This window comes from Streptomyces sp. NPDC052012 (genome assembly GCF_040689265.1).
Taxonomy (GTDB): Bacteria; Actinomycetota; Actinomycetes; order Streptomycetales; family Streptomycetaceae; genus Streptomyces.
The window spans coordinates 385144-410446 of sequence record NZ_JBFAXA010000001.1; the positions used below are offsets into that span (position 1 = coordinate 385144).

At 72.7% G+C, this 25303-nt stretch carries 26 protein-coding genes and 1 other RNA gene; 11 read left to right on the top strand and 16 right to left on the bottom strand.

Annotated elements, in window-relative coordinates; translation table 11 throughout:
- The 6 genes from AB0412_RS01730 to AB0412_RS01755 all read right to left on the bottom strand — a co-directional run.
- Nucleotides 1-218, bottom strand: a 218-nt coding sequence (locus AB0412_RS01730; RefSeq protein WP_366400437.1) for a hypothetical protein, incomplete at its 3' end; no start/stop codon positions are given.
- A 53-nt stretch (nucleotides 219-271) separates the two neighbouring features.
- Entirely contained in the window at nucleotides 272-1282 is a 1011-nt protein-coding gene (locus AB0412_RS01735) for an LLM class F420-dependent oxidoreductase (protein WP_366400438.1), read from the bottom strand.
- Nucleotides 1283-1387: 105 nt separating this feature from the next.
- Nucleotides 1388-2227: a hypothetical protein gene (locus AB0412_RS01740; protein ID WP_366400439.1), complete on the bottom strand. Its 840-nt coding sequence runs from the start codon at nucleotides 2225-2227 to the stop codon at nucleotides 1388-1390.
- A gap of 135 nt (nucleotides 2228-2362) precedes the next feature.
- On the bottom strand, nucleotides 2363-3340 hold the full coding sequence (locus tag AB0412_RS01745) for an N-acetylmuramoyl-L-alanine amidase (RefSeq protein WP_366400440.1): 978 nt from the start codon (nucleotides 3338-3340) through the stop codon (nucleotides 2363-2365).
- Nucleotides 3341-3544: 204 nt separating this feature from the next.
- On the bottom strand, nucleotides 3545-4195 hold the full coding sequence (locus tag AB0412_RS01750) for a class I SAM-dependent methyltransferase (protein ID WP_366400803.1): 651 nt from the start codon (nucleotides 4193-4195) through the stop codon (nucleotides 3545-3547).
- A 110-nt stretch (nucleotides 4196-4305) separates the two neighbouring features.
- The gene (locus AB0412_RS01755; protein ID WP_366400441.1) at nucleotides 4306-5802 is read right to left on the bottom strand and encodes an MFS transporter; all 1497 of its coding nucleotides are present in this window, start codon (nucleotides 5800-5802) and stop codon (nucleotides 4306-4308) included.
- 109 nt (nucleotides 5803-5911) lie between these two features.
- Between AB0412_RS01755 and AB0412_RS01760 the strand changes: the two genes are divergently transcribed.
- The 5 genes from AB0412_RS01760 (at nucleotide 5912) to AB0412_RS01780 (ending at nucleotide 11432) form a co-directional block, all read left to right on the top strand.
- Nucleotides 5912-7336, top strand: a complete 1425-nt coding sequence (locus tag AB0412_RS01760) for an MFS transporter (RefSeq protein WP_366400442.1) — start codon at nucleotides 5912-5914, stop codon at nucleotides 7334-7336.
- Between the two features lie 229 nt (nucleotides 7337-7565).
- Nucleotides 7566-8297 (top strand): class I SAM-dependent methyltransferase, encoded by a 732-nt coding sequence (locus AB0412_RS01765; protein ID WP_366400443.1) that lies wholly within the window; start codon nucleotides 7566-7568, stop codon nucleotides 8295-8297.
- A 208-nt stretch (nucleotides 8298-8505) separates the two neighbouring features.
- Nucleotides 8506-9372 carry a MaoC/PaaZ C-terminal domain-containing protein gene (locus AB0412_RS01770; protein WP_366400444.1) on the top strand — a complete coding sequence of 289 codons (867 nt, stop codon included), beginning with the start codon at nucleotides 8506-8508 and terminating at the stop codon, nucleotides 9370-9372.
- A 28-nt stretch (nucleotides 9373-9400) separates the two neighbouring features.
- Nucleotides 9401-10477 carry a Zn-dependent alcohol dehydrogenase gene (locus tag AB0412_RS01775; protein WP_366400445.1) on the top strand — a complete coding sequence of 359 codons (1077 nt, stop codon included), beginning with the start codon at nucleotides 9401-9403 and terminating at the stop codon, nucleotides 10475-10477.
- Nucleotides 10478-10487: 10 nt separating this feature from the next.
- Nucleotides 10488-11432 carry a 3-oxoacyl-ACP reductase gene (locus AB0412_RS01780; protein ID WP_366400446.1) on the top strand — a complete coding sequence of 315 codons (945 nt, stop codon included), beginning with the start codon at nucleotides 10488-10490 and terminating at the stop codon, nucleotides 11430-11432.
- A gap of 79 nt (nucleotides 11433-11511) precedes the next feature.
- Here the strand turns inward: AB0412_RS01780 and AB0412_RS01785 are convergent, their stop codons facing one another.
- Both AB0412_RS01785 and AB0412_RS01790 read right to left on the bottom strand, forming a co-directional pair.
- A complete protein-coding gene (locus AB0412_RS01785; protein WP_366400447.1) occupies nucleotides 11512-11679 on the bottom strand; it encodes a hypothetical protein in 168 nt (55 codons plus the stop codon).
- 97 nt (nucleotides 11680-11776) lie between these two features.
- Entirely contained in the window at nucleotides 11777-12925 is a 1149-nt protein-coding gene (locus tag AB0412_RS01790) for a hypothetical protein (RefSeq protein WP_366400448.1), read from the bottom strand.
- Nucleotides 12926-13123: 198 nt separating this feature from the next.
- On the opposite strand from AB0412_RS01790, the gene AB0412_RS01795 reads away from it, so the two are divergent.
- Genes AB0412_RS01795 through AB0412_RS01805 form a run of 3 tightly spaced genes read left to right on the top strand, consistent with a single transcriptional unit; the run spans nucleotide 13124 to nucleotide 16056 of the window.
- Nucleotides 13124-13981 (top strand): Nif3-like dinuclear metal center hexameric protein, encoded by an 858-nt coding sequence (locus AB0412_RS01795; RefSeq protein WP_366400449.1) that lies wholly within the window; start codon nucleotides 13124-13126, stop codon nucleotides 13979-13981.
- Nucleotides 13978-14721: a C4-type zinc ribbon domain-containing protein gene (locus AB0412_RS01800; protein ID WP_366400804.1), complete on the top strand. Its 744-nt coding sequence runs from the start codon at nucleotides 13978-13980 to the stop codon at nucleotides 14719-14721. The genes AB0412_RS01795 and AB0412_RS01800 overlap by 4 nt, the downstream gene beginning before the upstream one ends.
- 12 nt (nucleotides 14722-14733) lie before the next feature.
- Entirely contained in the window at nucleotides 14734-16056 is a 1323-nt protein-coding gene (locus tag AB0412_RS01805; protein WP_366400450.1) for a bifunctional RNase H/acid phosphatase, read from the top strand.
- Here the strand turns inward: AB0412_RS01805 and AB0412_RS01810 are convergent.
- The 6 genes from AB0412_RS01810 to AB0412_RS01835 form a co-directional block, all read right to left on the bottom strand.
- Complete coding sequence (locus AB0412_RS01810) at nucleotides 16031-16678, bottom strand: bifunctional 4-hydroxy-2-oxoglutarate aldolase/2-dehydro-3-deoxy-phosphogluconate aldolase (protein WP_366400451.1); 648 nt, start codon at nucleotides 16676-16678, stop codon at nucleotides 16031-16033. The genes AB0412_RS01805 and AB0412_RS01810 overlap by 26 nt on opposite strands.
- Nucleotides 16679-16746: 68 nt before the next feature.
- The gene (gene yaaA / locus AB0412_RS01815; RefSeq protein WP_366400452.1) at nucleotides 16747-17529 is read right to left on the bottom strand and encodes a peroxide stress protein YaaA; all 783 of its coding nucleotides are present in this window, start codon (nucleotides 17527-17529) and stop codon (nucleotides 16747-16749) included.
- Nucleotides 17530-17575: 46 nt separating this feature from the next.
- Complete coding sequence (locus AB0412_RS01820) at nucleotides 17576-18166, bottom strand: hypothetical protein (RefSeq protein ID WP_366400453.1); 591 nt, start codon at nucleotides 18164-18166, stop codon at nucleotides 17576-17578.
- Nucleotides 18163-18924, bottom strand: coding sequence for a MerR family transcriptional regulator (locus tag AB0412_RS01825; RefSeq protein WP_366400454.1), 762 nt, complete (start codon nucleotides 18922-18924; stop codon nucleotides 18163-18165). Before AB0412_RS01825 ends, AB0412_RS01820 begins: the two co-directional genes overlap by 4 nt.
- 239 nt (nucleotides 18925-19163) lie before the next feature.
- Nucleotides 19164-20765 carry a cation acetate symporter gene (locus AB0412_RS01830; RefSeq protein ID WP_366400455.1) on the bottom strand — a complete coding sequence of 534 codons (1602 nt, stop codon included), beginning with the start codon at nucleotides 20763-20765 and terminating at the stop codon, nucleotides 19164-19166.
- A gap of 151 nt (nucleotides 20766-20916) precedes the next feature.
- On the bottom strand, nucleotides 20917-21543 hold the full coding sequence (locus AB0412_RS01835) for a TetR family transcriptional regulator (RefSeq protein ID WP_366400456.1): 627 nt from the start codon (nucleotides 21541-21543) through the stop codon (nucleotides 20917-20919).
- Between the two features lie 77 nt (nucleotides 21544-21620).
- On the opposite strand from AB0412_RS01835, the gene AB0412_RS01840 reads away from it, so the two are divergent.
- Together AB0412_RS01840 and rnpB are read left to right on the top strand one after the other, a co-directional pair.
- A complete protein-coding gene (locus AB0412_RS01840) occupies nucleotides 21621-22313 on the top strand; it encodes an NAD(P)H-binding protein (protein WP_366400457.1) in 693 nt (230 codons plus the stop codon).
- A gap of 46 nt (nucleotides 22314-22359) precedes the next feature.
- Nucleotides 22360-22769: RNase P RNA component class A (rnpB, locus tag AB0412_RS01845), an RNA gene on the top strand.
- Nucleotides 22770-22791: 22 nt separating this feature from the next.
- Here rnpB and AB0412_RS01850 read toward each other — a convergent pair.
- Nucleotides 22792-23580 (bottom strand): DoxX family protein, encoded by a 789-nt coding sequence (locus AB0412_RS01850; protein ID WP_366400458.1) that lies wholly within the window; start codon nucleotides 23578-23580, stop codon nucleotides 22792-22794.
- Nucleotides 23581-23752: 172 nt separating this feature from the next.
- Nucleotides 23753-24190, bottom strand: coding sequence for a hypothetical protein (locus AB0412_RS01855; protein WP_366400459.1), 438 nt, complete (start codon nucleotides 24188-24190; stop codon nucleotides 23753-23755).
- Between the two features lie 141 nt (nucleotides 24191-24331).
- Between AB0412_RS01855 and AB0412_RS01860 the strand changes: the two genes are divergently transcribed.
- Nucleotides 24332-25063, top strand: coding sequence for a hypothetical protein (locus tag AB0412_RS01860; RefSeq protein WP_366400460.1), 732 nt, complete (start codon nucleotides 24332-24334; stop codon nucleotides 25061-25063).
- Nucleotides 25064-25303 lie beyond the last annotated feature (240 nt).

The following is a 25303-nucleotide window of genomic DNA, read 5'->3' on the forward strand; positions in this document are numbered from 1 at the left end:
ACCACGCGCGCCCACGCCTCGTCGAAGGTGAACAGGTCACGGGACCAGCTCGCGAGCCAGTTGGCCGCGTCATGGACGAACTGCACCAGGTCGTTGGCGCGGTTGGCGTCCAACAGGTACATCAGAATCCACAGTCCGAGGATGACGGCCATGATGTCCGCGATCACCGCGACGACCGTCCCTGCGGAGTTGGAACCAGTGCGATATCGAGGGGACATGCTTTCCGTCTGGCCCCGAATGCGCGTTTGAAACCCGTAACAGCCGGGTGTCGCTAGGAGTTGAGCTCCGCCAGCACCCGGAGGGTCGCCGGGTCCGGGGAGAGGACGAGCAGGTCCGTCACCGGGCCCTCGCGCCACGACTCCAGCCGCTCGGCGATGCGTCCCCGGGGGCCGACCAGGGAGATCTCGTCGGCGAAGGCGTCCGGCACGGCCCGCACCGCCTCCTCCCGGCGTCCGGACAGGAACAGTTCCTGCACCCGGCGGGCCTCCTCCTCGTACCCCATGCGGGCCATGAGGTCGGCGTGGAAGTTGCGTGCCGCGTGGCCCATGCCGCCGATGTAGAAGCCGAGCATGGCCTTCACCGGGAGCAGGCCCTCGGCGATGTCGTCGCAGACCCGCACCTGTGCCATGGGGGCGACCGTGAAGCCCTCGGGGAGACCGGCGAGGGCCGGGCCGTAGACCTCGGGGCGGGTGGGGGACCAGTACAGCGGGAGCCAGCCGTCCGCGATGCGGGTCGTCTGCTCGACGTTCCTCGGACCCTCCGCGCCGAGCAGCACCGGCAGGTCGGGGCGCAGCGGGTGAGTGATCGGCTTGAGGGGTTTGCCGAGACCGGTCGCGTCCGGGCCGCGGTAGGGGTGCGCGTGGAAGCGGCCGGCGAGTTCGACGGGGGCCTCGCGGCGCAGCACCTGCCGTACGACATCGACGTACTCGCGGGTCGCGGTCAGTGGCGACGCTGGGAACGGGCGCCCGTACCAGCCCTCGACGACCTGGGGACCTGACAGGCCGAGGCCCAGCATCATGCGCCCGCCGGAGAGGTGGTCGAGGGTGAGGGCGTGCATCGCGGCGGTGGTCGGCGGCCGGGCGGCCATCTGGGCAACCGCCGTGCCCAGCCTGATCCGTGAGGTGTGCGCCGCGATCCAGGTGAGCGGCGTGAACGCGTCCGAACCCCAGGACTCCGCCGTCCACACCGAGTCGTAGCCGAGCCGTTCGGCCTCCCGCGCGAGCGGCAGGTGGTCGGGGGAGGGGCCGCGGCCCCAGTAACCGAGCGCGAGACCGAGCCGCATCGAACCTGCCTCCTGACGGTGTGTCAGTGACGGTGGGCGCGTCGACTGTACGGCAACGGCCCCCCGCCGGGAAGGCGAGGGGCCGTGCGAGCCACGACGATGAGGTCAGCCGCGCTGGATGCCCGAGGTGTCCTGCAGAACGCCGCGACGGCCGTCCTGCGTCTGCGCGACGAGCGCCTGACCGCGCTGCTCGACCGCCAGGTACCAGGTACCGGGGGCGAGTTCGGCGATCGGCGTCGGCGAGCCGTCCTCCGGGAACAGCGGCCGGGGCACCGGCACGGCGAACCAGAACGGCGAGAAGTCACCGGCGGGCTGCTGCGCCGGCTGCCCCTGCTGCGGCTGGCCGCCCGGGAAGGGCTGCTGGCCGGCGGGGCCGGGCTGACCCGGCTGCGGCTGACCGCCGTAGGGGGCCTGCTGCGCACCCGGGTAGCCGTAACCACCGGGCGGCTGGGCGCCGTAGGGCTGCGGGCCGGCAGGGCGGGGGGCCGGGAGCAGGGTGCCCTTGAGGGCGGGGACCAGGGGGGTGGCGATCGCGGCGACGGCCATCACCAGGGTGGCGATGAGGGCGAGGATGAGGCCGGTCCCGGCGCCGATCTCATTGGCGAAGCCGCCGTCGCCGTTGTCGAAGCCGCCGACCGGGTCGAAGATGTTGCCGAGCGCGCTCCACGCGGCGAACACCGTGAAGGCGATACCGAACTGGCCGAGGTCCAGGCCCGCGACCTTGGGCGGCTGCGGCAGACCACGGCTGACGACGATCAGCGCCGCACCGATGACGCCGGCCAGCACGACCCCGAGAACGACCGGCCCGCTGCCCCACAGGCTGGGGATGTCGGCCTCGTCCGAAGCGCCGTCGATCGAGTAGAGGTCGAGGAACGACGCGATGAACAGCAACACCGCTGCTCCGATCACCACGCCGTCGCCTCGAGTGAGGGAGCGGATATTCACTTCAGGTCCTTCGTAGGTCGTCGTCTCGTCATCGGTAGAGGCGTCGCTGTCAAGCGCGGGGGTGGCCCCTCATCGTGGGGACGACACTATCGTCCGCACGATCAGGCTGTCCGCCGGGATCAGGGCCCTGATCGCCTACCCGCGCAGAAAACTCACGATTCCGTCGGAAATCCCCTGCGCCGCTTTCTGCCGCCACGCACCGCTGGTCAGCTGTGCCGCGTCCTTGCTATCGCGCATGTTGCCGCACTCGATGAACACCTTGGGAACCGTTGACAGATTGAGACCGCCCAGGTCCTTACGCGTGACGAGACCGGTGCCGCCGCCCACGTAGTTGGAGGGCGCGCTGCCGGTGGCGCGGACGAAGTTGCCGGCGATGCGCTCGCCGAGGTCGCGGGAGGGGCCGACGATGGCGCGGGTGTCCGCGGCGCCCGCGTTCACGGCGCCGGGGAGGATGACGTGGAACCCGCGGTTGCCCGCGCCGGAACCGTCGGCGTGGATGGACACCACGGCATCGGCCTTCGCCCTGTTGCCGATCCGCGCCCGCTCGTCCACGCACGGGCCGAACGGCCGGTCGGCGTCCTGCGTCAGCTTGACCGTCGCGCCCTGCGCCTCGAGCAGCGCGCGCATCCGGTGGGCGACGTCGAGCGTGAACCTCGCCTCGCTGTAACCGTCGTTGGTGGAGGTCCCGGTGGTGTCGCACTCCTTGCGGTTGGTCCCGATGTCCACCTGCCGGTTGATCTCGGCGGTGTGCCGGAAGTTCCCCGGATTGTGCCCCGGGTCGATGACGACGACCTTGCCCTTGAGCGGGCCGGAGGCCGGCGGCGCGGACGCGGAGGCGGACGGGGAGCCGGAGCCGGCGGAGGCGCTGGGCTTCCGGTCACTGGGCTCGGGCGAGGGCTTCACGGTGGACGGCGCACGCGACGACACGGAAGGCGACGCGTCCGCCGAGGCGCTCGCCTTCGGATCGTCGTCCCCCGACCCGCCGCCGACCACGGCGTACACCGCCCAGCCGAGCAGCGCTCCCGGCACCAGCGCGGCGAGCGCGACGGTCAGCGGTCCCCGCCGGGAACGGCGCGGCTGAGGAGGATCGAAGTCCGGGCCCGTGTACGACACACAGCCACCCTAGGCCCTGTCGTTTGGATCACGCCGCAGACGCGGGATCTGGCACGCACATCTGCCGCGTTGTCGTCGGTCGCCGAAGCTCCGCTTCGACTCCCTCCTCCGCCTTGCAGCTGCACGCACCAGACCCCGCTCACCGGCGCTGATCAGGCACCGCCCCTTCCCTGCGACGTGATCCGAACGACAGGCCCCAGCCGTTCAGATCCCGGCCCCCGTGCGCCTCAGGACCCGGAGGGAGTTCGTGGCCGAGACCTCCGTGAAGGCGCCGGAGGCCAGGGCGCGGAGGTAGATGCGGTAGGGGGCCTGGCCGGTGAACTCGTCGGCCGGGTCGGGGAAGACGTCGTGGATGACCAGCAGGCCGCCGTCCGTCACGTGCGGGGCCCAGCCCTCGTAGTCGGCGGTGGCGTGCTCGTCGGTGTGGCCGCCGTCGATGAAGACCAGGGCCAGGGGCGACGCCCAGAGGGACGCGATCTGCGGGGAGCGGCCGACGAGGGCCACGACGTGGTCCTCCAGGCCCGCCCTGTGCAGGGTGCGGCGGAAGGCGGGGAGGGTGTCCATCACGCCGAGCTCGGGGTCGACCGTCTCGGGGTCGTGGTACTCCCAGCCGGGCTGCTGCTCCTCACTGCCCCGGTGGTGGTCCACGGTCAGCGCGGTGACACCGGCCGCGCGGGCAGCGTCGGCGAGCAGGATCGTGGAGCGGCCGCAGTAGGTGCCGACCTCCAGGAGCGGGAGGCCGAGGCGGCCCGCCTCCCTGGCCGCGGCGTACAGCGCGAGACCCTCGTCCACGGGCATGAAGCCCTTCGCCGCCTCGAACGCGGCGAGGACGTCGGGGGCGGGTGCCGTCGGCATGGGGCGGGCCTCTTCCGGGGGCGTACGTGTGTCCACGGGCGCCATGCTGCCGTATCGGCCGGATGATCACGCCACAGGGGTACCGGTCGGTAACCGGCTCCGGCTCCGGCTCAGGCGGTGACCTTGCCCTCCCGCTGCGACGCGCGCTCCACGTTCGCCTCCTCCTCGCTGCTCGCCCGCAGCTGCCCGCCGGTCTGCGGACGGGTGCCCGGCAGGAACAGGGCGAGGAGCAGGCCCACGGCCACCGCCGCCGTCGCGATCAGGAACGAGACGCGGAAGCCGTGCAGGGACGGCACCTCCACCCCGCCCACCGTGTTCGCCGTACCCGCCAGCACCATGCCGATCACGGCGCTCGACACCGACGTGCCGATGGACCGCATCAGCGTGTTGAGCCCGTTGGCCGCGCCCGTCTCCGACGCCGGGACCGCGGCGATGATCAGCGCGGGCAGGGACGAGTACGCGAGGCCGATACCGGCGCCCAGGACGACCGACGTCACCACGGTCTGCCAGGCGGCGCTCATCAGGCCGAGGCCGCCGCCGTAGCCCACCGCGATGATCAGCAGGCCGAGGATGAGGGTGGTCTTCGGGCCGTAGCGGACCGAGAGGCGGGCGTACACGGGGGCCGTGAACATCATCGTCAGACCGAGCGGCGCCACGCACAGACCGGCGACGACCATCGACTGGCCGAGTCCGTAGCCGGTGGCGGCGGGCAGCTGGAGCAGCTGGGGCAGGACGAGGGAGACCACGAAGAAGGAGACGCCGACCATGATCGACGCGAGGTTGGTGAGGAGGACCTCGCGGCGGGCCGTGGTGCGCAGATCCACCAGAGGGGCCGCGACGCGCAGTTCCATCACGCCCCACAGGAGCAGGACCACCGCCGCCGCGCCGAACAGGCCCAGGGTCGTGGCGGACGTCCAGCCCCAGTCCGCGCCCTTGGTGACGGGCAGCAGGAACAGCACCAGACCGGCGGACAGACCCAGCGCGCCCGGGAGGTCGAAGCGGCCCGCGGCGCGCGTCGGGGGCTCCGGTACGACGAGGAGGATCAGCGTGATCGCGAGGACACCGAGGCCCGCGGCGCCGAAGTAGAGGGCGTGCCAGTCGGCGTGCTGCGCGACCAGTGCGGCGGCGGGCAGGGCGAGGCCGCCGCCGACGCCTATGGAGGAGCTCATCAGGCCCATCGCCGAGCCCAGCCGCTCACGGGGCAGCAGGTCGCGCATCAGGCCGATGCCGAGCGGGATCGCGCCCATCGCGAAGCCCTGGAGCGTCCGGCCGGCGATCATCAGGAGCAGATCGCTGGTGAACGCGCTGACCAGCGCGCCCACCACCATCACGGCGAGGCTGGTGACCAGCATCCGCCGCTTGCCGTACAGGTCGCCGAGCCGCCCCATGATCGGGGTGGCCACCGCACCGGAGAGCAGGGTCGAGGTCAGGACCCAGGTCGCGTCGGCGGGTGAGGTGTCCAGCAGGCGCGGGAGATCCTTGATGACCGGCACCAGCAGGGTCTGCATCACCGCGACCACGATTCCCGCGAAGGCCAGCAGCGGCACCACGGCCCCGCTCACCTCGCGCACGTCGTGGGCGGCACGGTCGGTCGTCGTCAAGGTCATGGAAGCGGGAACCTGTCTGCTCAGGCAACTATTCCGTTGCTTCGGCACTCTAACGAATCCTTGACCTTCCCTTGACGGACGATGCGCGGCGATTGAGACCATGGCGCTCATGCTCGAAGCTCCCGGCACCGCCACCTCGGCCTCCCGACGCAGCACACCGCCCGCCTGGCTGGTGGTGACCCTCGCGTGTGCCGGTCAGTTCCTCGTCGTGCTCGACATCTCCGTGGTCAACGTCGCCCTGCCGTCGATCCGCGCCGGCCTCGGGCTGGACGAGCAGGGCCTGCAGTGGGTGGTCAACGCCTACGCGATCGCCTTCGCCGGGTTCATGCTGCTCGGCGGGCGCGCCGGGGACCTCTACGGGCGCAAGCGGATGTTCCTCGTCGGCCTCGGGCTGTTCACCCTGGCCTCGCTGGCGGGCGGGCTGGCGCAGGAGGGCTGGCAGCTGCTGCTGGCGCGGGCCGTGCAGGGGCTGGGGGCGGCGGTGCTCGCACCCTCCACGCTGACCCTGGTGACCTCCGCGGTGCCGCAGGGCGCGGCGCGGGCGCGGGCGATCGCCACCTGGACGGCCGTCGGCGCGGGCGGCGGCGCGGCCGGCGGGTTCGTCGGTGGGCTGCTGGTGGACACCTTGTCGTGGCGCTGGGTGCTGCTGATCAACGTGCCGGTCGGGGCGGTGGTGCTCGCCGCCGCCGCGGTGGGGCTGGCGGAGAGCAGGGCGGGGGACCGGCGGCGGCTGGACCTGCCCGGGGCGGTCCTGGTGACGGCGGGCCTCGGCACGCTGGCGTACGGCATCTCGCAGACCGAGGCCGAGGGGTGGACGGCGCCCGTCACCGTCGTACCCCTGCTCGCCGGGCTCGCGCTCATCGCGGGGTTCCTGCTCGTCGAGGCGCGGGCGAAGGCGCCGCTCATGCCGCTCGGGCTGCTGCGGCTGAGGCCGGTGGCGTCGGCGAACGTGGCGATGTTCCTCAGCGGGGCCGCCATGTTCTGCATGTGGTACTTCATGACGCTGTACGCGCAGAACGTGCTCGGCTACACCCCGCTGGAAGCCGGGCTCGCCCTGGTGCCGAGCTCGCTCGCCGTGGTGCTGGGCTCCAAACTGGCACCCCGGCTGATGCGCACGGCCGGACCGCGCACGGTGGCGGTGCTCGGCACGCTCGTCGCGACGGCCGGGTTCGGCTGGCAGTCGACGATGACCGCGCACGGCACGTACCTGACCGCGATCATGCTCCCCGGCATCCTGATGATGCTGGGCGCGGGCCTCGCCGGCACCCCGCTCGCCGCCCTCGCCACGTCCGGGGCTCCGCCCGAGGAGGCCGGCCTGGTCTCCGGTCTGGTCAACACCTCCCGCACGATGGGCGGTTCCCTGGGTCTGGCGGTCATGTCCACCCTCGCGGCGGCGCGTACGGGCGAGGCCGGCACCCCGGAAGCCCTGACGGACGGCTACGCCCTGGCCTTCCGCACGGGCGCGGTGGTGCTGGCGGCCGGGGCCGTGCTGATGTGGCTGTGGCTGCCGCGGAAGGCGGGGGCGGCGCACTGACCCGGGGGGCGGAAAAAGTGGGGGAGGCGGGGGCGGGAACGGCACCCTGACAGCCTTCGACGGGGCCCTGCGGCCGATTTCCCGCCCCGCCCGGGGCCCGGTCCGCCGACCGGCCCGCTGGGCGCGCAGACGTCCGGCCGGCGGCTCCACCGCGACCCCAACAAGCCCGTCTGACCTGGGATTTCACCCGCTCCCACCGTACGATCGACCGACGCGGAAGGGAGCCCGGATGGACCGGAACATACGCACCGTCGACGATGTACTCGCCCTCCTGGACGGCCTGTTCGCACCGGAGGCCGACCGCTGGACACAGCGCGGCGCCGACTGGTGGGACGCCTTCTACGCCGACCGCTCCCGCCCGGTCCCCTTCTTCGCGGCGAAACCCGACGAGAACCTCGTGTCCTACGCCGACCGCGGCCTCCTCACCGGCGGCCGGGCCCTCGACCTCGGCTGCGGTCCCGGGCGCAACGCCCTGTTTCTGGCCGCGCGGGGATTCGAGGTGGACGCGGTGGATCTCTCCCCGGCCGCCGTCGAATGGGCCCGGGAGCGGGCCCGCGAGACCGTGGCGCGCGGTGTGCGCTTCCACCGCGGCGACGCCTTCGCCCTCACCGCCACGGAACTCCGCGGCCAGTACGACCTCGTCTACGACTCCGGCTGCTTCCACCACCTGCCGCCGCACCGGCGCATCAGCTACCTCGCGCTGCTGGAGCGGGTGCTCGCACCGGGGGGCTGCTTCGCGCTGACCTGTTTCGCGGCCGGAGGCATGGGCTCGGAGCTGGACGACGCGGAGTTCTACCGGGGCAGGGGCCTGCGAGGCGGACTCGCCTACACCGACGACTCACTGCGGCGGATCTTCTCCGGCCTCACGGAGGTCGAACTGCGGCGGATGGCGCGGCAGGGGGAGGACAGCGCCATGTTCGGGGAGGACTTTCTGTGGACGGGGCTGTTCCGGCGGGGGTGAGCGGCCCTGCTGCCCCCTTTAGCTGACACAGTGTCAGGAGCCTTCACAACTCTTCCAGGCTGGGCTATACAGAGGGGCGCCGTACTGGAACGCGTTCTAGCATGCCGGCGAGTTCCCGCGGCCCCGTGACGACCTCGGTGCGCCCGACGGTGCGGACGGTCGCACCGGGGTCTTCGGCATCGGTCAGCATCCGGCGATCAGGAGTCCCATGCCCATCGACGCAGTCAAGGCGCTCGCCGCCGAACCCCGGACCGGCGAGATCAGCTGGGGAGTCAAGGACGTCCTGCTCTACCACCTCGGCATCGGCGCGGGCACCCCCGCCACCGACCCCGGCGAACTGCGCTACACGCTGGAGTCCCGGCTGCACGTCCTGCCGAGCTTCGCCACCGTCGCGGGCGCCGGCGCACCCGGCGTGATCGGGAGCCTGTCCATGCCCGGCGTCGAGGTCGACCTGGCCCGCGTCCTGCACGGCGGCCAGTCGCTGACCCTGCACCGCCCCCTGCCCGTCGAGGGCACCGCCACCGCCACCCACCGCATCGCCGCCGTGTACGACAAGGGCAAGGCGGCCGTCCTCGTCATGCGCACCGACGTCACCGACGCCGACGGGCCGCTGTGGACCAACGACGCCCAGATCTACGTTCGCGGCGAAGGCGGCTGGGGCGGCGACCGGGGACCGTCCGTGCGGCGCGAGGCACCCGCCGGGGAGCCGGACCGCGTCGTCGAGCGCACCGTCCGCGAGGACCAGGCGCTGCTGTACCGCCTCTCCGGCGACTGGAACCCGCTGCACGCCGACCCCGAGTTCGCCGCGCGGGCCGGGTTCGAGCGGCCCATCCTGCACGGGCTGTGCACCTACGGCATGACGCTCAAGGCCGTCGTCGACACGCTGCTCGGCGGGGACGTCGGCCGCGTCCGCGCCTACGCCACCCGCTTCGCCGGAGTCGTGTACCCCGGCGAGACCCTGCGCATCCGGATGTGGCGCGGGGTGGGCCGCGACGGCGAGGTGCGCGTGGCCGTCAGCGCGGCGGAGCGGGACGACGCGCCCGTGCTCGCCGACACCGTCGTCGCACACTCCTGAACCCGCCCAGCCGAGGGGAGCCCCCGCCATGCGCGCAGCCGTACTCCACGAGACCGGCCAGGACAAGCTCGAGGTCCTCGACGACGTCGAGGCGGTGGGCTTCGGGCCCGGCAAGGTGCGCATCCGGGTGCACGCCACCGGACTGTGCCACTCCGACCTGTCCGCGATGAGCGGGGTGCTGCCGCAGCCGGCGCCGTTCGTGCCGGGGCACGAGGGCGCGGGTGAGGTCGTCGAGGCGGGGGAGGGGGTCACCGGGCTCAAGGCGGGGGACCGGGTCGTGCTCTGCTGGCTGCCCGCCTGCGGGGCCTGCCCGTCCTGCCGGCGCGGGCAGAGCGAGCTGTGCCTGGCCGGGTTCATGAACGCCGGCACCCCCAACTTCCGCCGGCCCGGCGGCGACGTCTTCGGCTTCGCCGGCACCGGCACCTTCGCCGAGGAGGTCGTCGTCGACGCCGGCTGCGCGGTGCCCGTACCGGACGACGTGCCCTTCGACATCGCCGCGCTCATCGGCTGCGGCGTCACCACCGGACTCGGCGCCGCCCTCAACACCGCCGACGTGACCGCCGGTGCGTCGGTGGCCGTCATCGGCTGCGGCGGCGTCGGCATCTCGGCGATCCAGGGCGCCCGGCTGCGCGGCGCCGCCGAGATCGTCGCCGTCGACCCCGTACCCACCCGGCGCGAGGCCGCGCTGCGGTTCGGCGCCACCCGGGCCGTCGCCCCCGACGAACTCGCCGACACCAAGCAGCAGCTCACCGGCGGCGAGGGCTTCGACTACGTCTTCGAGGTCGTCGGCCGCTCCGCCACCGCCCGCACCGCCTACGAGACCACCCGGCGCGGCGGCACCCTCGTCGTGGTCGGCGCGGGCGCCATGGACGACTTCCTGCAACTCAGCATGTTCGAGCTGTTCTTCGACGAGAAGCGCATACTGCCGTCCCTGTACGGCGGCGGCGAGGTCGTGCGCTCCTATGAGCGGACCATCGCCCTGTGGCGGGCCGGCCGCGTCGACCTGGACGGCCTGATCACCCACCGGGTGCCGCTCGCCGACATCAACGAGGCCCTGGACCAGATGCGCACGGGCACCGCGCTGCGCACCTGCGTGGAGCTGTGAGGGCGCCCCGATGTCCTCCACACCGCTGGAAGGCCTCACCGCGGTCGTCACCGGTGCCGGCCGGGGGCTGGGCCGGGCCGAGGCGCTGGAGCTCGCCCGGCTCGGTGCCGCCGTCGTCGTCAACGACCACGGGCAGCCGGGCCGCGACGGCACCGGCGCGGCCTCCGCCGTGCCCGCCGAGGACGTGGCCGCGGAGATCCGGGCCGCGGGCGGCACCGCGCTCGCCCACACCGGGGACGTCGCCGACCACCAACAGGCGGCTGAACTTCTCCAGTTGGCGATCGACACCTTCGGACGGCTCGACGTCCTGGTCAACAACGCGGGCATCCTGCGCGACCGCATGGTCTTCTCCATGACCGAGGACGAGTGGGACGCCGTGATCCGCGTCCACCTCAAGGGACACTTCAACACCACCCGGCACGCCGCCGCCCACTGGAGGGAGCGGTTCAAACGCGGCGGCGGACAGCCGGTGCACGGGCGGATCGTCAACACCTCCTCGGAGGCGTTCCTGGCCGGATCCGCCGGGCAGCCCAACTACGCGGCGGCCAAGGGCGGGATCGTCGGCCTGACCACCTCCACCGCGCACGCCCTCGCCAAGTACGGCGTCACCGCCAACGCCATCTGCCCCCGCGCCCGCACCCGGATGACCGAGGACGTCTTCGCGGACGTGGCTCCGGCGCCCGACGGCCTGGACCCGCTCGCCCCGGAACACGTCGCGCCCTTGGTCGGCTACCTGGCCTCACCCGCCGCCGCGCGCCTCAACGGACAGCTCCTCGTGGTGCACGGCGGCATGGTGGCCATCGTCGAACGGCCGCGGATCGCCGCGCAGTTCGACAGCAAGCAGGCCAGGTTCACCTACGACGAACTGGACACGCTGCTCACTCCGTACTACGAGCGCCGGCCGGGGGACGAGACCTTCGCGGCGGTGGAGGTGCTGGGGCTGCGGCGCGGCTGACCGGCCCGGGACACGAGACGGCCCCCGCCCGTCGTGTGACGGGCGGGGGCCGGTGTGCGGAGCGTGCTGCCGACGTACGTCAGGCAGCGGACTCCGCGTGTTCGTTCTCCTCCACCGGCCTGCGGTGCCGGCCGCGCGGGGTCGTCTCCGCGTCGTGCGTGGAGACCGGGCCCCGGTGCTTGCCGTGCCCGGCGGCGACCTGACCGCTCTCAGTGGTGTGCGCCTGGTTCGTCATGGCGTCGTTCATCGGAAGGAATTCACCCCGTAAACATGATCTTTCCTACAGCCGGGCGAGTGTAACCGGCCCACCACGGCCCGAATCCAGACGGCCACGCCAACCGCCACTACTTCGTTACAAGCCGTCCCAACGGCGCCTGTTGGAGCGGAACGGGACGAGCTGCCGCGGGCTCGGCGGGAGCCGAGTCCTCCGGTTCCGTGGAGACGGGTGCGCTCTTCTCCGGCTTCTCCTCCCGCGCGGGCGCGTTCAGCCCGGCCACCCCGCACGGCACCGCCGCCGTGGCGTACGGCAGCCGCAGCACCCCCTCCTGCGTCCACAGCCCGCTGCCCGTCAACCACCCCTCCGGCGCCGGGAGATGGTGCACGCGCCGCTCGGCCGGCCGCCACACCCCGACCCACGAGCCGAGCGGGCCGTCGATCCGCAGGGCCACCGCACAGCCCTCCGGGGTCAGCACCTGCCCGGGCTGGATCGCGAACGGGGTGACGGCGCAGTCGGGCAGCCGCAGGCACTCCGGGAAGCGCACCGGCAGGGTGCTGCCCAGCACCCCCCAGCCCAGCCGGCCGCTCCCCGGTGACGGCGCGTCCGAGCGGATCAGCAGCAGACCGCTGTCCGGGTCCGCCAGCAGCACCCGGTCGTCGCTCTCGGCGGCGATCTGCAGCAGCGGCGACACCTCACCGCCGCGCTCCAGGTCCACCACGACCGCCTTGGTGCGCCCGCCGGTCTCCCGGTCAAGCGCCAGCATGCGTCCGGCGCGGTCCAGCCACACCCCGCCCGAGCAGCGGCCGGGGATCTCGGCGAGGCGCTCGGGCCCGAAGGCGCCGCCCGCCACCAGCCACAGCGCCGTCGACCCCGCGCCGACGGCCACCGCGTACGCCCGCTCCCCGCACGGCGCGGGCGGCAGCAGTGACAGCCGGGTGTCGCCGTCCGGGCACTCGACCGCCCCGAGCGGCAGCTCCCCGGTGCCCGGACCGGTCGGATACAGCAGGGAGAAGGCGTGCCGCCCGTCCACCAGCCGGTGGACCAGGACCCGCCCGTCGCTCAGCGGCTGCACCTCGGTGCCGGGCTCCTCGGGCTGGTTGCCGGGCAGCGGCACCGCGTACGGCTCGGGACCGTCGAGCGTCCAGCGCTCGGGGAAGAGGGAGTCGCCGGAGCGGGCGAGGCGCGCGGCGTAGGAACCGTCCGCGGTGATGGTGCAGCCGGGTGGCGCAGCCCCGTCCTCGTGTCCCGTCGAAGGCTCGATCGCACAGGCCGTCATCGTTCGGTCACCTCCGGCGACGAACGTAGTTTTCGCACGCACAGACGGGGGATCCACGGGCGCCCGCTTCACACATAAGGGTGTTCCAGGAACGATTCGCCTGAGGAAACGGGGGTGTGTGTGCTGGCCGGGAAGAGGTACCGGCCGAGGGGTCCGCGCCGGTACTGCCGTACGAAACCTCCAGGTAGCCTTGCTCCCGTGCCCCGTCTGTCAGAAGTCATCGCCGCGCTGGAGAACCTGTGGCCCGCCGAGCGGGCCGAGTCCTGGGACGCGGTCGGCACCGTCGTGGGCGACCCCGGCCAGGAGGTCACCCGGGTCCTGTTCGCCGTCGACCCGGTCCAGGAGATCGTCGACGAGGCGGTGAAGCTGGACGCCGACCTGCTGGTCACCCACCACCCGCTCTATCTGCGCGGCACGACGACCGTCGCGGCCTCCCACTTCAAGGGCCGCGTGGTGCACACCCTGATCAAGAACGACATCGCGCTGCACGTCGCCCACACCAACGCCGACACCGCCGACCCGGGCGTCAGCGACGCGCTGGCCGGCGCACTGGACCTGCGGGTCGTACGGCCCCTGGTGCCCGACCCGACCGACCCCGACGGCCGCCGGGGCCTGGGCAGGATCTGCGAGCTGGACCACCCCCTCACCGTCCGCGAACTCGCCGCCCGCGCCGCCGAGCGGCTGCCCGCCACCGCGCAGGGCATCCGCGTCGCCGGCGACCCCGAGGCGGTCGTCCGGACGATCGCGGTCAGCGGCGGCTCCGGCGACAGCCTCTTCGACGACGTGCGCGCCGCCGGTGTGGACGCCTTCCTCACCGCGGACCTGCGCCACCACCCGGCATCCGAGGCCCTCGCCCACAGTCCCCTGGCGCTGTTCGACGCGGCCCACTGGGCCACCGAGTGGCCCTGGTGCGAGCTGGCCGCAGCCCAGCTCGACGAGATCTCCGACCGCAGGGGGTGGGACCTGAGGGTCCATGTCTCCCGGACGGTCACCGACCCCTGGACCGCCCACGCGGCGTCCACCGCCACCACCGATACATCTGGAGCCCCCAACTGAACGCCGCGCCCGCCGACCAGATCCGACTTCTCGACGTCCAGGACCTCGACGTCCGCCTCCAGCAGCTCGCCCACAAGCGGAGGTCGCTGCCCGAGCACGCCGAGATCGAGTCGCTGAACCGGGACCTCACCCAGCTGCGCGACCTGCTCGTCGCCGCGCAGACCGAGGAGAGCGACTGCGCCCGCGAGCAGACCAAGGCCGAACAGGACGTGGACCAGGTGCGCCAGCGCGCCGCCCGCGACCAGAAGCGCCTCGACTCCGGTGCCGTCTCCTCGCCCAAGGACCTGGAGAACCTCCAGCACGAGATCGCCTCCCTCGCCAAGCGGCAGGGCGACCTGGAGGACATCGTCCTGGAGGTGATGGAGCGCCGCGAGTCCGCGCAGGAGCGGGTCGCGGAACTGACCGAGCGGGTCGCCTCCGTCCAGTCCAAGATCGACGACGCGATGGCACGCCGGGACGCGGCGCTCGAGGAGATCGACGGCGAGGCCGCCTCGGTCACCAAGGAGCGCGAGGTCGTCGCCGGGTCCGTCCCCGCGGACCTGCTCAAGCTGTACGAGAAGCTGCGCGAGCAGCAGGGCGGAGTCGGCGCGGCGAAGCTGTACGCCCGCACCTGCCAGGGCTGCCGCCAGGAACTGGCCATCACCGAGCTGAACGAGATCCGCCAGGCCGCGCCGGAGACGGTGGTGCGGTGCGAGAACTGCCGCCGCATCCTGGTGCGCACGGCCGAGTCGGGGCTGTAGGAGCGGTCACCGGTGCGGGAGTTCATCGTCGAGGCGGACGGCGGGTCGCGGGGCAACCCCGGGCCCGCGGGATACGGGGCGGTCGTCGTCGACGCGGCGACGGGCGAGACGCTCGTGGAGACGGCCGAGTACCTCGGCGTCGCCACGAACAACGTCGCCGAGTACCGGGGCCTGCTGGCCGGCCTGCGCGCCGCGCGGGCCCTGGACCCGGAGGCGGTCGTCCACGTCCGCATGGACTCCAAGCTGGTCATCGAGCAGATGGCGGGCCGCTGGAAGATCAAACACCCCGACATGAAGCCGCTGGCGGCACAGGCGGCTCGGGTCTTCCCGCCGGACCGGGTGAGCTGGGAGTGGATCCCCCGCGACCAGAACAAGCGTGCGGACCGCCTGGCCAACGAGGCGATGGACGGCGCGGCACTGGGCACGGTGATCCACCGCGAGCCTGGGTCGCCGGCCGAGGTGTCTCCTGCCGAGGCTTCCGGCGCTGAGGGTTCTCCTGCTGGGGCTTCCGGCGCTGAGGTTTCCCCCTCTGGGGCTTCCCGCGCTGAGGCTTCCCCCGCTCCTCCTGCCGCTTCCTCTTCCTCCGGCACGTCTTCGGCTCGCCCAGCAGCGGCGGGGAGTCCCGGCGGTGGAGCCGCGAAGGCCGACGCCGATGTCCGTGCCGCGCAGGCTGTCGCGTCGCCCGGTGTCGGGTGGGGGCCCGCCGACATGGGGCCGCCCGCCACCTTCGTACTGCTGCGGCACGGGGAGACGCCGCTCACCCCGCAGAAGCGTTTCTCGGGGAGCGGCGGCAGTGATCCCTCCCTCTCCGACATCGGCCGGGAGCAGGCCGAGAAGGTCGCCGCCGCTCTCGCGCGCCGCGGCACCGTCCAGGCGATCGTCGCCTCGCCCCTCGCCCGTACCCGCGAGACCGCCGCCGTCGTGGCCGCCCGCCTCGGTCTGGACGTCACCGTCGACGACGGCCTGCGCGAGACCGACTTCGGCGCCTGGGAGGGCCTCACCTTCGCCGAGGTCCGCGAACGCCACCCCGACGATCTCGACGCCTGGCTGTCCTCCCCCGACGCCGAACCCACCGGCGGCGGCGAGAGCTTCGCGGCCACCGCCACCCGGATCGCCGCCACCCGGGACAAGCTGATCGCGGCGTACGCGGGCCGCACCGTCCTGCTCGTCAGCCACGTCACGCCGATCAAGACCTTCGTACGGCTCGCCCTGGGCGCCCCGCCCGAGGCCCTGTTCCGTATGGAACTGTCGGCGGCCTCCCTGTCGGCGGTCGCGTACTACGCCGACGGCAACGCCAGCGTGCGGCTGTTCAACGACACGTCACATCTGCGCTGAGCCCCGCCGCAGCTCGCGCCAGCCGCTCGATCCGCGCCCAGTCCCCGTCCGCCACCGCATCCGCCGGCAGCATCCAACTCCCGCCGACGCACCCCACGTTGGGCAGCGCGAGATACTCCGGCGCGGTGTCCGGCCCGATCCCCCCGGTCGGGCAGAAGCGGGCCTGCGGCAGCGGACCGGCCAGCGACTTGAGATACGCCGTCCCGCCCGCCGCCTGCGCCGGGAAGAACTTCATCTCCCGCACCCCACGCTCGAGCAGCGCGACGACCTCCGAGGCCGTCGACACCCCCGGCAGGAAGGGAACCCCCGACGCCCGCATCGCCTCCAGCAGCCCGTCCGTCCAGCCCGGACTCACCAGGAACCGCGCCCCGGCGTCCACCGCCTCGGCCACCTGCCCCGGCGTGATCACCGTCCCCGCCCCGACCACCGCGTCCGGCACCTCACCGGCGATCGCCCGCATCGCGTCGAACGCGGCCGGGGTCCGCAGGGTCACCTCGATCGCCGGCAGCCCACCGGCCACCAGCGCCCGCGCCAACGGCACGGCGTCGGCGGCGTCGTCGATCACGACGACGGGCACGATCGGGGCGAGATCCAGCACAGAGGAGGGCAGGGGTGAGGTCATGGCGTCATCCTGCCCCCGTCGACGCGCTCTGTGCAAAGAGCGTTGCATATACTGCAATACGCTTGCTCTCAGTGGACCTCGTCCACCAGCACATCCAGCGTCCACGGCGTCCCGGCCCGCCCCGGCGCCTGCGCCTCCACCACGTACCCGAGGTCCCGCAGCGCCGTCACCAGCTCCCCGGGCCCCTTCGGCGCGGCGCCGGCCGTCAGCAGGCTCCGTACGATCCGCCCCTTGGTCGCCTTGTTGAAGTGGCTGACCACCTTCCGGGTCGGCGCGTGCAGCACCCGCACGGTCGCCGTCCTCACCGCCACCTCGCCCTTCGGCTTCCACGCCGCCGCGTACGCGGACGACCGCAGGTCCAGCACCAGGCCGTTCCCGGCCGCCTCGGGCAGCACGGAGGCCATCGGCGCACGCCAGTGCGCGCCGAGCGCCCCCAGTCCGGGCAGCTTGACGCCCATCGAGCAGCGGTAGGAGGGAATCCGGTCGGTGACCCGGACGGCACCCCACAGCCCGGAGAAGACGAGCAGCTGCCGGGCCGCCCGCCGCTTCGCCGCCGGCTCCAGCGAGGCCAGGTCCAGGGCGTCGTACAGCACCCCGGTGTAGATCTCCCCGGCGGGCCGGGCGCCGGCGGTGCGCAGCCCGGCGTTCTTCGCGACCTCGGCCCGCAGCCCCTCGCTCAGCCCCAGCACGTCCCGCGCCTTGTCCTCGTCACCGGCGCACAGGTCCACCAGCTCGGTGAGCACGGCCTCCCGGGCGTCGTTCAGCCCCGGCAGCGACAGCGACTCGAGCTTCAGCGGGGCACCGCGGCCGGAAGCGGCCTTGCCTTCGGACGGCGGCAGCAGGACAAGCACACGTACTCCTTCGGATAGAGCTCCGGGACAGGGTACGGCGCCCGTCTCAGGCGGCGGCGCTGCGCTCCTGGGTGAGGGCGCGTACGAGGGCGCCGGCGTCGTCGGCGTGGAAGCGCAGGACGCGGACGGGCCGGCGGCGGCCGAGGAAGGTGACGTGGGTGACGGGCTCGTCGAGCTCGATCGTCACGGAGGTCTGGGCGCCGACCGGCAGATTCAGCTCACCCTCGGCCCGCTCGTGCGTGGTGCGCAACTCACGGCGCACGGACGCGATCCGCTCCAGCGGCACCCGTACGTCCACATGACCGGCGCGGCGGACCCGCAGTGAGCCGTCGTACAGCACGTGCGGCCGGACCACGGACGCCGCGTGCATGCCGACGACGATGACGACGCCGTACACGTCCAGGACGAGCACCGCACGCTCCACGGCCGGCCAGTCCCGCAGCAGCACCGACATCGCGACCGTCTCGATCACGCACACGAACGCGAAGCCGAACATCACCGCGCCCTGCCCCCGCGCGTACCCGAAGGCCGTCCCGCCCGCCGTGCCGTGGGTCCGCCGCGCGGCCCAGAGTCCGAGCCCGACGAGCAGCCGCACCTCGTGCCGCACGAGCAGCCACCCCATACGGAGAACCTTCATCCCCGTCCCTCCTGGACGATCCGCAGGGTCCGCCGGATCGCCTCCGCCTGGGCGGGCGCGAAGTCGGCGTAGAAGGCACGCAGGAAACTGCCGTGACCGCCCTCGTGGACGTCCGCCCCCTCCGGCACCAGGCCGGGGGGCACGCACGCGGCCAGCGCCCGGGCCGCCTCCTCGACGCGCGGGTCGTCCGGCTCGGCGTCGGCGAGCGCGTCGAGCAGCGCGTAGGCGGAGGCCGCCCGCTCCACGGCCCCCGGGGCGCGCAGCGCACCGGTGAGCATCCCCAGCAGCCGCTCCCGCTCCTCCTCGGGCGCCGTGGCCTCGATGAACGCGAGCACCTCCCGGTCCTTGACGGCCATGGGCGAGTCGGACAGGTCCCCCATGCCCTGGAACAGCGCGGCGAGCTCCACCGACACGGGCCCCTCCGCACTCACCCCGCCCTCCGACTCCAGCAGCGCCCGCAGCCGGGCCCGCCGCTCCCGGATCGCCGCCTCCTGCCGGGCCAGATCCTCGTCCAGCTCCGTCAGCACCTCGACGAGATCCTTCCCGGCGTCGTCCGCGAGCACGTCCCGCACCTCGGCGAGGCCGAGCCCCAGCTCGGTCAGCCGCCGGATCCGCGCCAGCACCACGGCATGCCGCAAGGTGTAGTCCCGGTACCCGTTGCCCCGCCGCTCCGGCTCGGGCAACAGCCCCAGATGGTGGTAGTGCCGCACAGCCCGCGTGGTGACCCCGACGGCCGCGGCGATCTCTCCGATCCGCATGCCCCCAGTAGAAACGTTGACGCTGCGGCAGGGTCAAGCGCACTCGATCGAGCGAACGGTGCCTGGTCGTCACGGCGAGTGAGCCGCCGGTGCGTGCTCCAGCCTGGCGAGCGACCGAAGGAGAGGCACGCCGACGTGATGACCTACGACCCGATCTCAAGGGTCTGAGGCTCGGGACCTTGGACGGCTGCCCGCAGGACCATGCGGTCCCGGACGGCACTCTCGCTCCCTCGGCGCTGTCAGCTGTGCACCCGTCCGCTCGGCAAGCCGCTCGCGCTGCCGGAACCGTTCGGATTCGAGCTGGCCACCGCCGACTTCCTCTGATCGCGGGAGCCCAGCCGGGCCAGCAGGAAGCCCAGCGGGACGGTGATCAGGGCGGGGGAGTTCATGGGGAACCAGTGGAAGTCCGTGTCGGGGAGGAGGGCGATCGGGCTGCCCGAGGTGGCGGGGGAGAAGGCCAGCAGGACGGTGACGACCGGGAGGGTGCCGTAGACCGCCCAGCGGACGCCGCTCGCGGTGATGCCACGGCCGGACAGGGCGGTCAGCAGCACCGGGGGGAGGACCGACGCCGCGGCGGTGAACGAGAAGATCATCAGGGCCTGCGGATTGCGGCCGTAGGCCTGTGTGGACAGCATCACGGCGAGGACACCGACCGCGGCGATCGCCCACCGGGCGAACCGCACCTCGTGCTTCGCGGAACGGCGGCTGCCGTCGCGCCTGCGCTCGGTGAAGTCCCGCGCCAGCGACGACGCCGAGGCCAGCGTGATGCCGGCGACCGTCGACAGCGTCGTGACGAACACCGCGCACGCCACCATCGCGAACAGCATGCTGTGCCGCGGCCCGCCCGGCTGCGGATCCAGCGCCGAGGTGATCACCAGCAGGGACGAGTTCCCGAGCGGATCGGAGGCGCGCAGGGCCTTGCCGCCCACCAGCGCCGCCGCGCCGAGCCCGATGACGACCACGCACAGGCAGATGACGGCCACCGGACCCACCGCCCAGCCCGCCGTCCGGCGCGCGGAATGCGGCCCCATGGGGTGCAGCCGCATCGTGATGTGCGGCATGAAGGCGGGACCCAGCACGAGCGTGATCAGGAAGCCCACCAGACTGAGCCGCCCCGCGAGATCGTCGCCGAACTGCAGACCCGGAACGGCGTACGCGCCGCCCTGACCGCTGCCGTCGCGCGCCGCGGAGAACAGCGAGAACGGCGAGAAGCCGAACCGGCTCAGGACCATGACCGCGACCACCACGACCACACCGACCAGGATGACCGTCTTGAGGATCTGGATGTACCCGGTGCCGCGCATACCGCCCAGCGCCGAGTAGCAGATCATCATCGCCCCGCACCCGACCGTGCACGCGCCCAAAAGGTCCTCGGGCAGCCCGAACATCGAGACCATGATCTGACCGGCCGCGGTCAACTGCACCACCAGCAGCGGGACGAGGACGACCAGGGTGGCGATGCCGAGCGCACGCCGCACGGAGGGATCCGCCAGGCGCGCCGTGAGGAAGTCGCCGAGGGTGTACACGCCCTTGTGGCGCAGGGGCCGGGCCAGCACCACCATCACCAGCGCCAGCGAGGCGACGCTCGCGCAGGCGAACAGGATGCCGTCGGTGCCGTTGAGCGCGACCGCGCCGGTGGTGCTGATCAGGGTCGCCGCCGACACGTAGTCCCCGGCGACGGCGAGCCCGCCGCCGACCGGCCCGAGCGCCGTGCCGCCCGCGTAGAAGTGCTCGGGGTCGTCCTCGTCGGCCGCCGCGAGCCCGCACAGCAGCAGCGAGACCGCCACGAACGCGAGAAAGACGACGGCGGCCAGGGCCTCGCCGTCGAAGACGTCGCTCATCGTGCCCCCTCGGCGGGGCCGTCCACTCCAGGCATGCCCGTACGCCATCACCCCGCCGACGCCGCCGTACAGAAGCGGAGCGCTCCCGTATGCGGATGCACAGCCGTGGACGCCACGGGTTGTGCAACGGGAACACCCGCCCACCGGCGCCTCACCCGAAGGCCGACCGCCCTGAGGTGGCTGCCGTGGTGCGCGCCCTCGGCGCCAGGGCCGCGCGCAGCGCCGGGGCGAGAGCGCCGCGGATCGCGGACGGGGTGAGGGCGGCGGGGGTGGGGAGCGGGTTGAGGTAGCGGGTGTAGATGAGGCCCCCGAGGATCGTCACGACGGCCGTGGCGCGGGCGGTCGCGTCCCGCCCGCCGAGAAATTCAACAAGACGGGCCAGCAGCTCGCTCTCCAGGTACTCGCGGATCACCTCGGCCGCCTCGTCGCCCTGCGCGGTGAGCTGCCGGAAGTCGGCGTCCTCCCACAGAGCCGTCACGGCGTCGACCAACCGGTCGGGGAGGGTGGCCGGGTCGCCGCCGAGGACGTCGTCCACCGCCAGCGCCTCGGCGCAGTGGACCTGCATCACTTGCGCGAACAGGCCCTTCTTCGAGCCGAAGTGGTACGCGATCAGCGCCGCGTCGACGCCGGCCGCCCCGGCCACCGCACGCAGGGTGGTACGCCGGTAACCACGCTCCAGGAACAACGCACGGGCCGCCGACACGATCGACGCGCGGGTCGGCGGATGGCCGCGAGGACGCCCCCGGGAGCGGGCGGCGGTGGCGGCGACGTTATTCATCAGGCTTGAGCCTCGCCTCTCGCCATCGGCACAGTCAAGGGCGTTCCAGACATCTCACGAGGGGACGCCCCGACACCATGCGCATCGCAGTCTTCGGCGCCAACGGACCGACCGGCCGCCACCTCACCGGTCAGGCGCTCGCCGCCGGCCACGAGGTCGTCGCAGTGACCCGGCGCCCCGGCGCCCTTCCCGAGCGGCCGGGCCTCACCGTGGCCGTCGCCGACGCGACCGACCCCGCGGCCGTCGATGCGGCGATCGCCGGAACGGACGCCGTCCTGTCCGCACTGGGCACCCGCTTCAGCAAGCAGCCCATCACCACGTACTCGGCGAGCGCCACGTCCATCACGCAGGCCATGGCGCACCACGGCATCAAGCGCCTTCTGGCGATCAGCTCCAGCATCGCCGACCCGAACTGGCGGCCCACCGGCGCGCACTTCTTCAACCACGTCCTCGACCCCCTGGTGAACCGCCGTCTTGGCCGCACCCTCCACGAGGACATGCGCCGCATGGAGACCGTGATCCGCCGCACGGACCTCGACTGGACCCTGGTCCGTCCCTCGGGCCTCTTCGAGCACCCCGAGGTCACCGACTACGTGACCGCCGAGACCAGCGCCGACGGCGTCTTCACCGCCCGCACCGACCTCGCGGCGAGCATGCTGCGGGAACTGCAGGAGCGGCGGTACGTGCGCACGGCCATGGGAGTCGTCACCACGGCGGTCAAGCCGAACATCGCCAAGCTGATCTGGAACGAGGGCGTGAAGAAGAAGTGAGCCAGGGAGGGCGTCGGGCGTCCCGTACCATGGTCAGCACGGCAGACGAGCCGGGCGGACGGCCGCGTGGAGTCCCCTCACCGGGGCTCCCCGAGGAACGTCCGGGCTCCACAGGGCAGGGTGGTGGCTAACGGCCACCCGGGGTGACCCGCGGGACAGTGCCACAGAAAGCAGACCGCCGGGGATCTCGGTCCTCGGTAAGGGTGAAACGGTGGTGTAAGAGACCACCAGTGCCCAGGGTGACCTGGGCAGCTAGGTAAACCCCACCCGGAGCAAGGTCAAAAGGAGTCGCTTGGTGACAGGCGGCTCTGCGCGGACGATCGAGGGCTGCCCGCCCGAGTCCGCGGGTAGACCGCACGAGACCGACGGCAACGTCGGTCCTAGATGGATGGCCGTCGCCCGGGGCTCCGCGAGGAACCCCGGGAACAGAACCCGGCGTACAGCCCGACTCGTCTGCCGCTACGCCGCGCCGGGCCTTTCAGGCCTCGGGCAGTGGTGAGGTCGCAGGAGTCGGTGGGGTTTCCGCAGTGGCAGGCCGGGACGCCGGGCCGTGTTTGCGCTGGTGGGTCAGTAGGCCGAGGAAACCGGCGAGGAAGCCGCTGATCAGGCCGGACACGGCGTGGTTGGTGGCGTTCGCCGCGGCGCTGGAGGGGACTCCGACCAGCAGGTAGTTGGCCAGGGCGCTCATCACCGCGCCGACGACGCCTCCGATCGCGCCGCTGATGACGGACGCGCGCACGACTGACGGCCGTGTGGCCGGGGGCCGTGTGGCGGCGGGGGTGCGGCGGGCCGGCGGCGGGCCTTCGATGCCCAGTGAGCGGTCCAGTGCGAGCGGTCCCGGTCCGGCCAGCAGCACGACGAGGAACGCGGCCGTCATCATCAGCGGGAACTCCGCTCCCGCCCCGGCCCCGGCCCCCTGTTGGGGCGTCATGAAGCCGGTGTCCGCGTTGACCAGCGCGATCGCCACGCACAGGTGGACGGTCAGCAGCAGCGCCGTCAGCCGGGACAGGAGACCGAGAACGAGCAGCAGCCCGCCGAGGGTCTCCCCGACCGCCACCGCCCACGCCGTCGTCGTCGGCGCGGGGACCTCCATGCTGCCCAGGAACGCGCCGAACCCGGCCGGCCCGTCGATGAGCTTGTCGATGCCGTGGACCGCCATGACGGCTCCGGCGACGACGCGTACGACACTCGGTGCGGCGGACCGGAAGCGGTGGGCCGGGGCGACGCCGATGACGCGCCGCAGCGTGTCCGACCGGGAATCGGGCATGGCGGAGTCCTCTCGCACAGGTGAGGGGGTGCACGCCGGGAACGGTCCGGCGTATGCGCCACTGTGCGGTGCGCTCGGCCCGGGCGGAATCCCCCGGCTGATCGCAAGTGCTGATGCCGGTGATCCACGGCATGGATGCGATCGGTCATCCGGGCCGGGGGTTCCTGCCACGTCAAGGCGCCGACGGCGCCGGTGCCGCTGTCGGCGCGGGGGAGTGCGGGACGGCCGAACTCGCCGACGCGATGTCGCACACCGTGGCGACGTACACGCCGTACGGCTGTGGGCGGGCCAGAGCAGGGGGTGGTGGGGAGAAGACTGCCCAGGGGGACGGGGCCAGGCGTCGGGCGGTGAGACGGGCGTCCTCCTCGCAGGCGCTGTCCTCCCCGGGCTGCGCGCAGAACGCCGGGTCCGAGGCCGGGCTGGAGCAGTCCGACGGGGGCTCCGTGTCGTACGGGCTCGGCGGGCGGGCCTCGGGCGTCGTGCTGTCGAGGTAGGCCGTCGCCGCGTAGCCCGCCGCGCTCAGTGTCAGGGCCGCGATGAGGAACAGGCGGGTGGCACGGGGTAAATGAGCACGCCCGGACGGGACTTCGGGCTCGGCGGCGTCGTTCATGTGTTCCAGTCTTGCAGTCCGGCCGGCGCTCCCGGGCAGTGACCTCCATGGGCCTCCATGGACCTCCACGCAGGAAAAGCAGGTGCGGCGGTGCTGAACCCCCGGATAAATTCCTCACGTTCGAAAAAAGGGGGGGCCGACGTGGCGAAACTCAATCAGATCATCGCCGTCGAGAAGGGCGTCAAGAGCAAGGCGCTTCAGGACATCACCGCGGCGCACGGCAAGGTGCAGAAGCCCGCGCTGCTGGCCGGGATCTCGCGGACGTACCAGCCCAAGGACGAGGAGGGCGAGCAGCTGCCGCCCGAGTCGACGCGGGTGCAGGTGCAGGCCGAGGACGTGCTGCGGGAGATGTCCGCGTCGCTGACGCGCCTGTTCGACGTGACCGCCACCAAGGACTGGGCGAACTGCACGGCCCGCGCGGACGTCACGGTCGACGGACGGACCGTCGTCGCCGACGTGCCGGTCAGCTACCTGCTCTTCCTGGAGAAGCAGCTCACCGACCTGCACGCCTTCGTCAAGAAGCTCCCGACCCTCGACGCCGCCGAGTCCTGGTCCCTCGACCCGTCCACCGACTGGTGGAAGACGGACCCCGTGCGCACCATCCGTACGAAGAAGGTGCCGCGCAACCACGTCAAGGCCGAGGCGACGGAGAAGCACCCGGCGCAGGTCGAGGTGTACTACGAGGACGTACCCATCGGGTACTGGACGACCGTGAAGTTCTCCGGCGCCCTGCCCGCGCGGCGCGTGAACGAACTGCTGGAGCGGGTCGAGAAGCTCCAGCAGGCCGTGAAGTTCGCCCGTGAGGAGGCCAACGGCACCGAGGTCACCGATCAGCGGGTCGGCGACGCGGTGTTCGGCTACCTGTTCGGCTGAGGCCACGGGCAGCCCCACCATCGCCCCCGCGTGCGAGCGCGGGGGTGCGCAACCAGCGCGGGCCGGATTGAGGACCGGTTCGCGTGCGGAGCGCAAGCTGACACTGAAGTTCAGCCTGAAGACACGCCCACAGCACAAGGGCCGTGTTCAATCTCAGACTCTCGCTCCAGTCTCAGCATCGCCGCCGATCGCCGGATCGACCGAGGACGGACGAACGCCGCCGGATGCGAGTTCGACTCT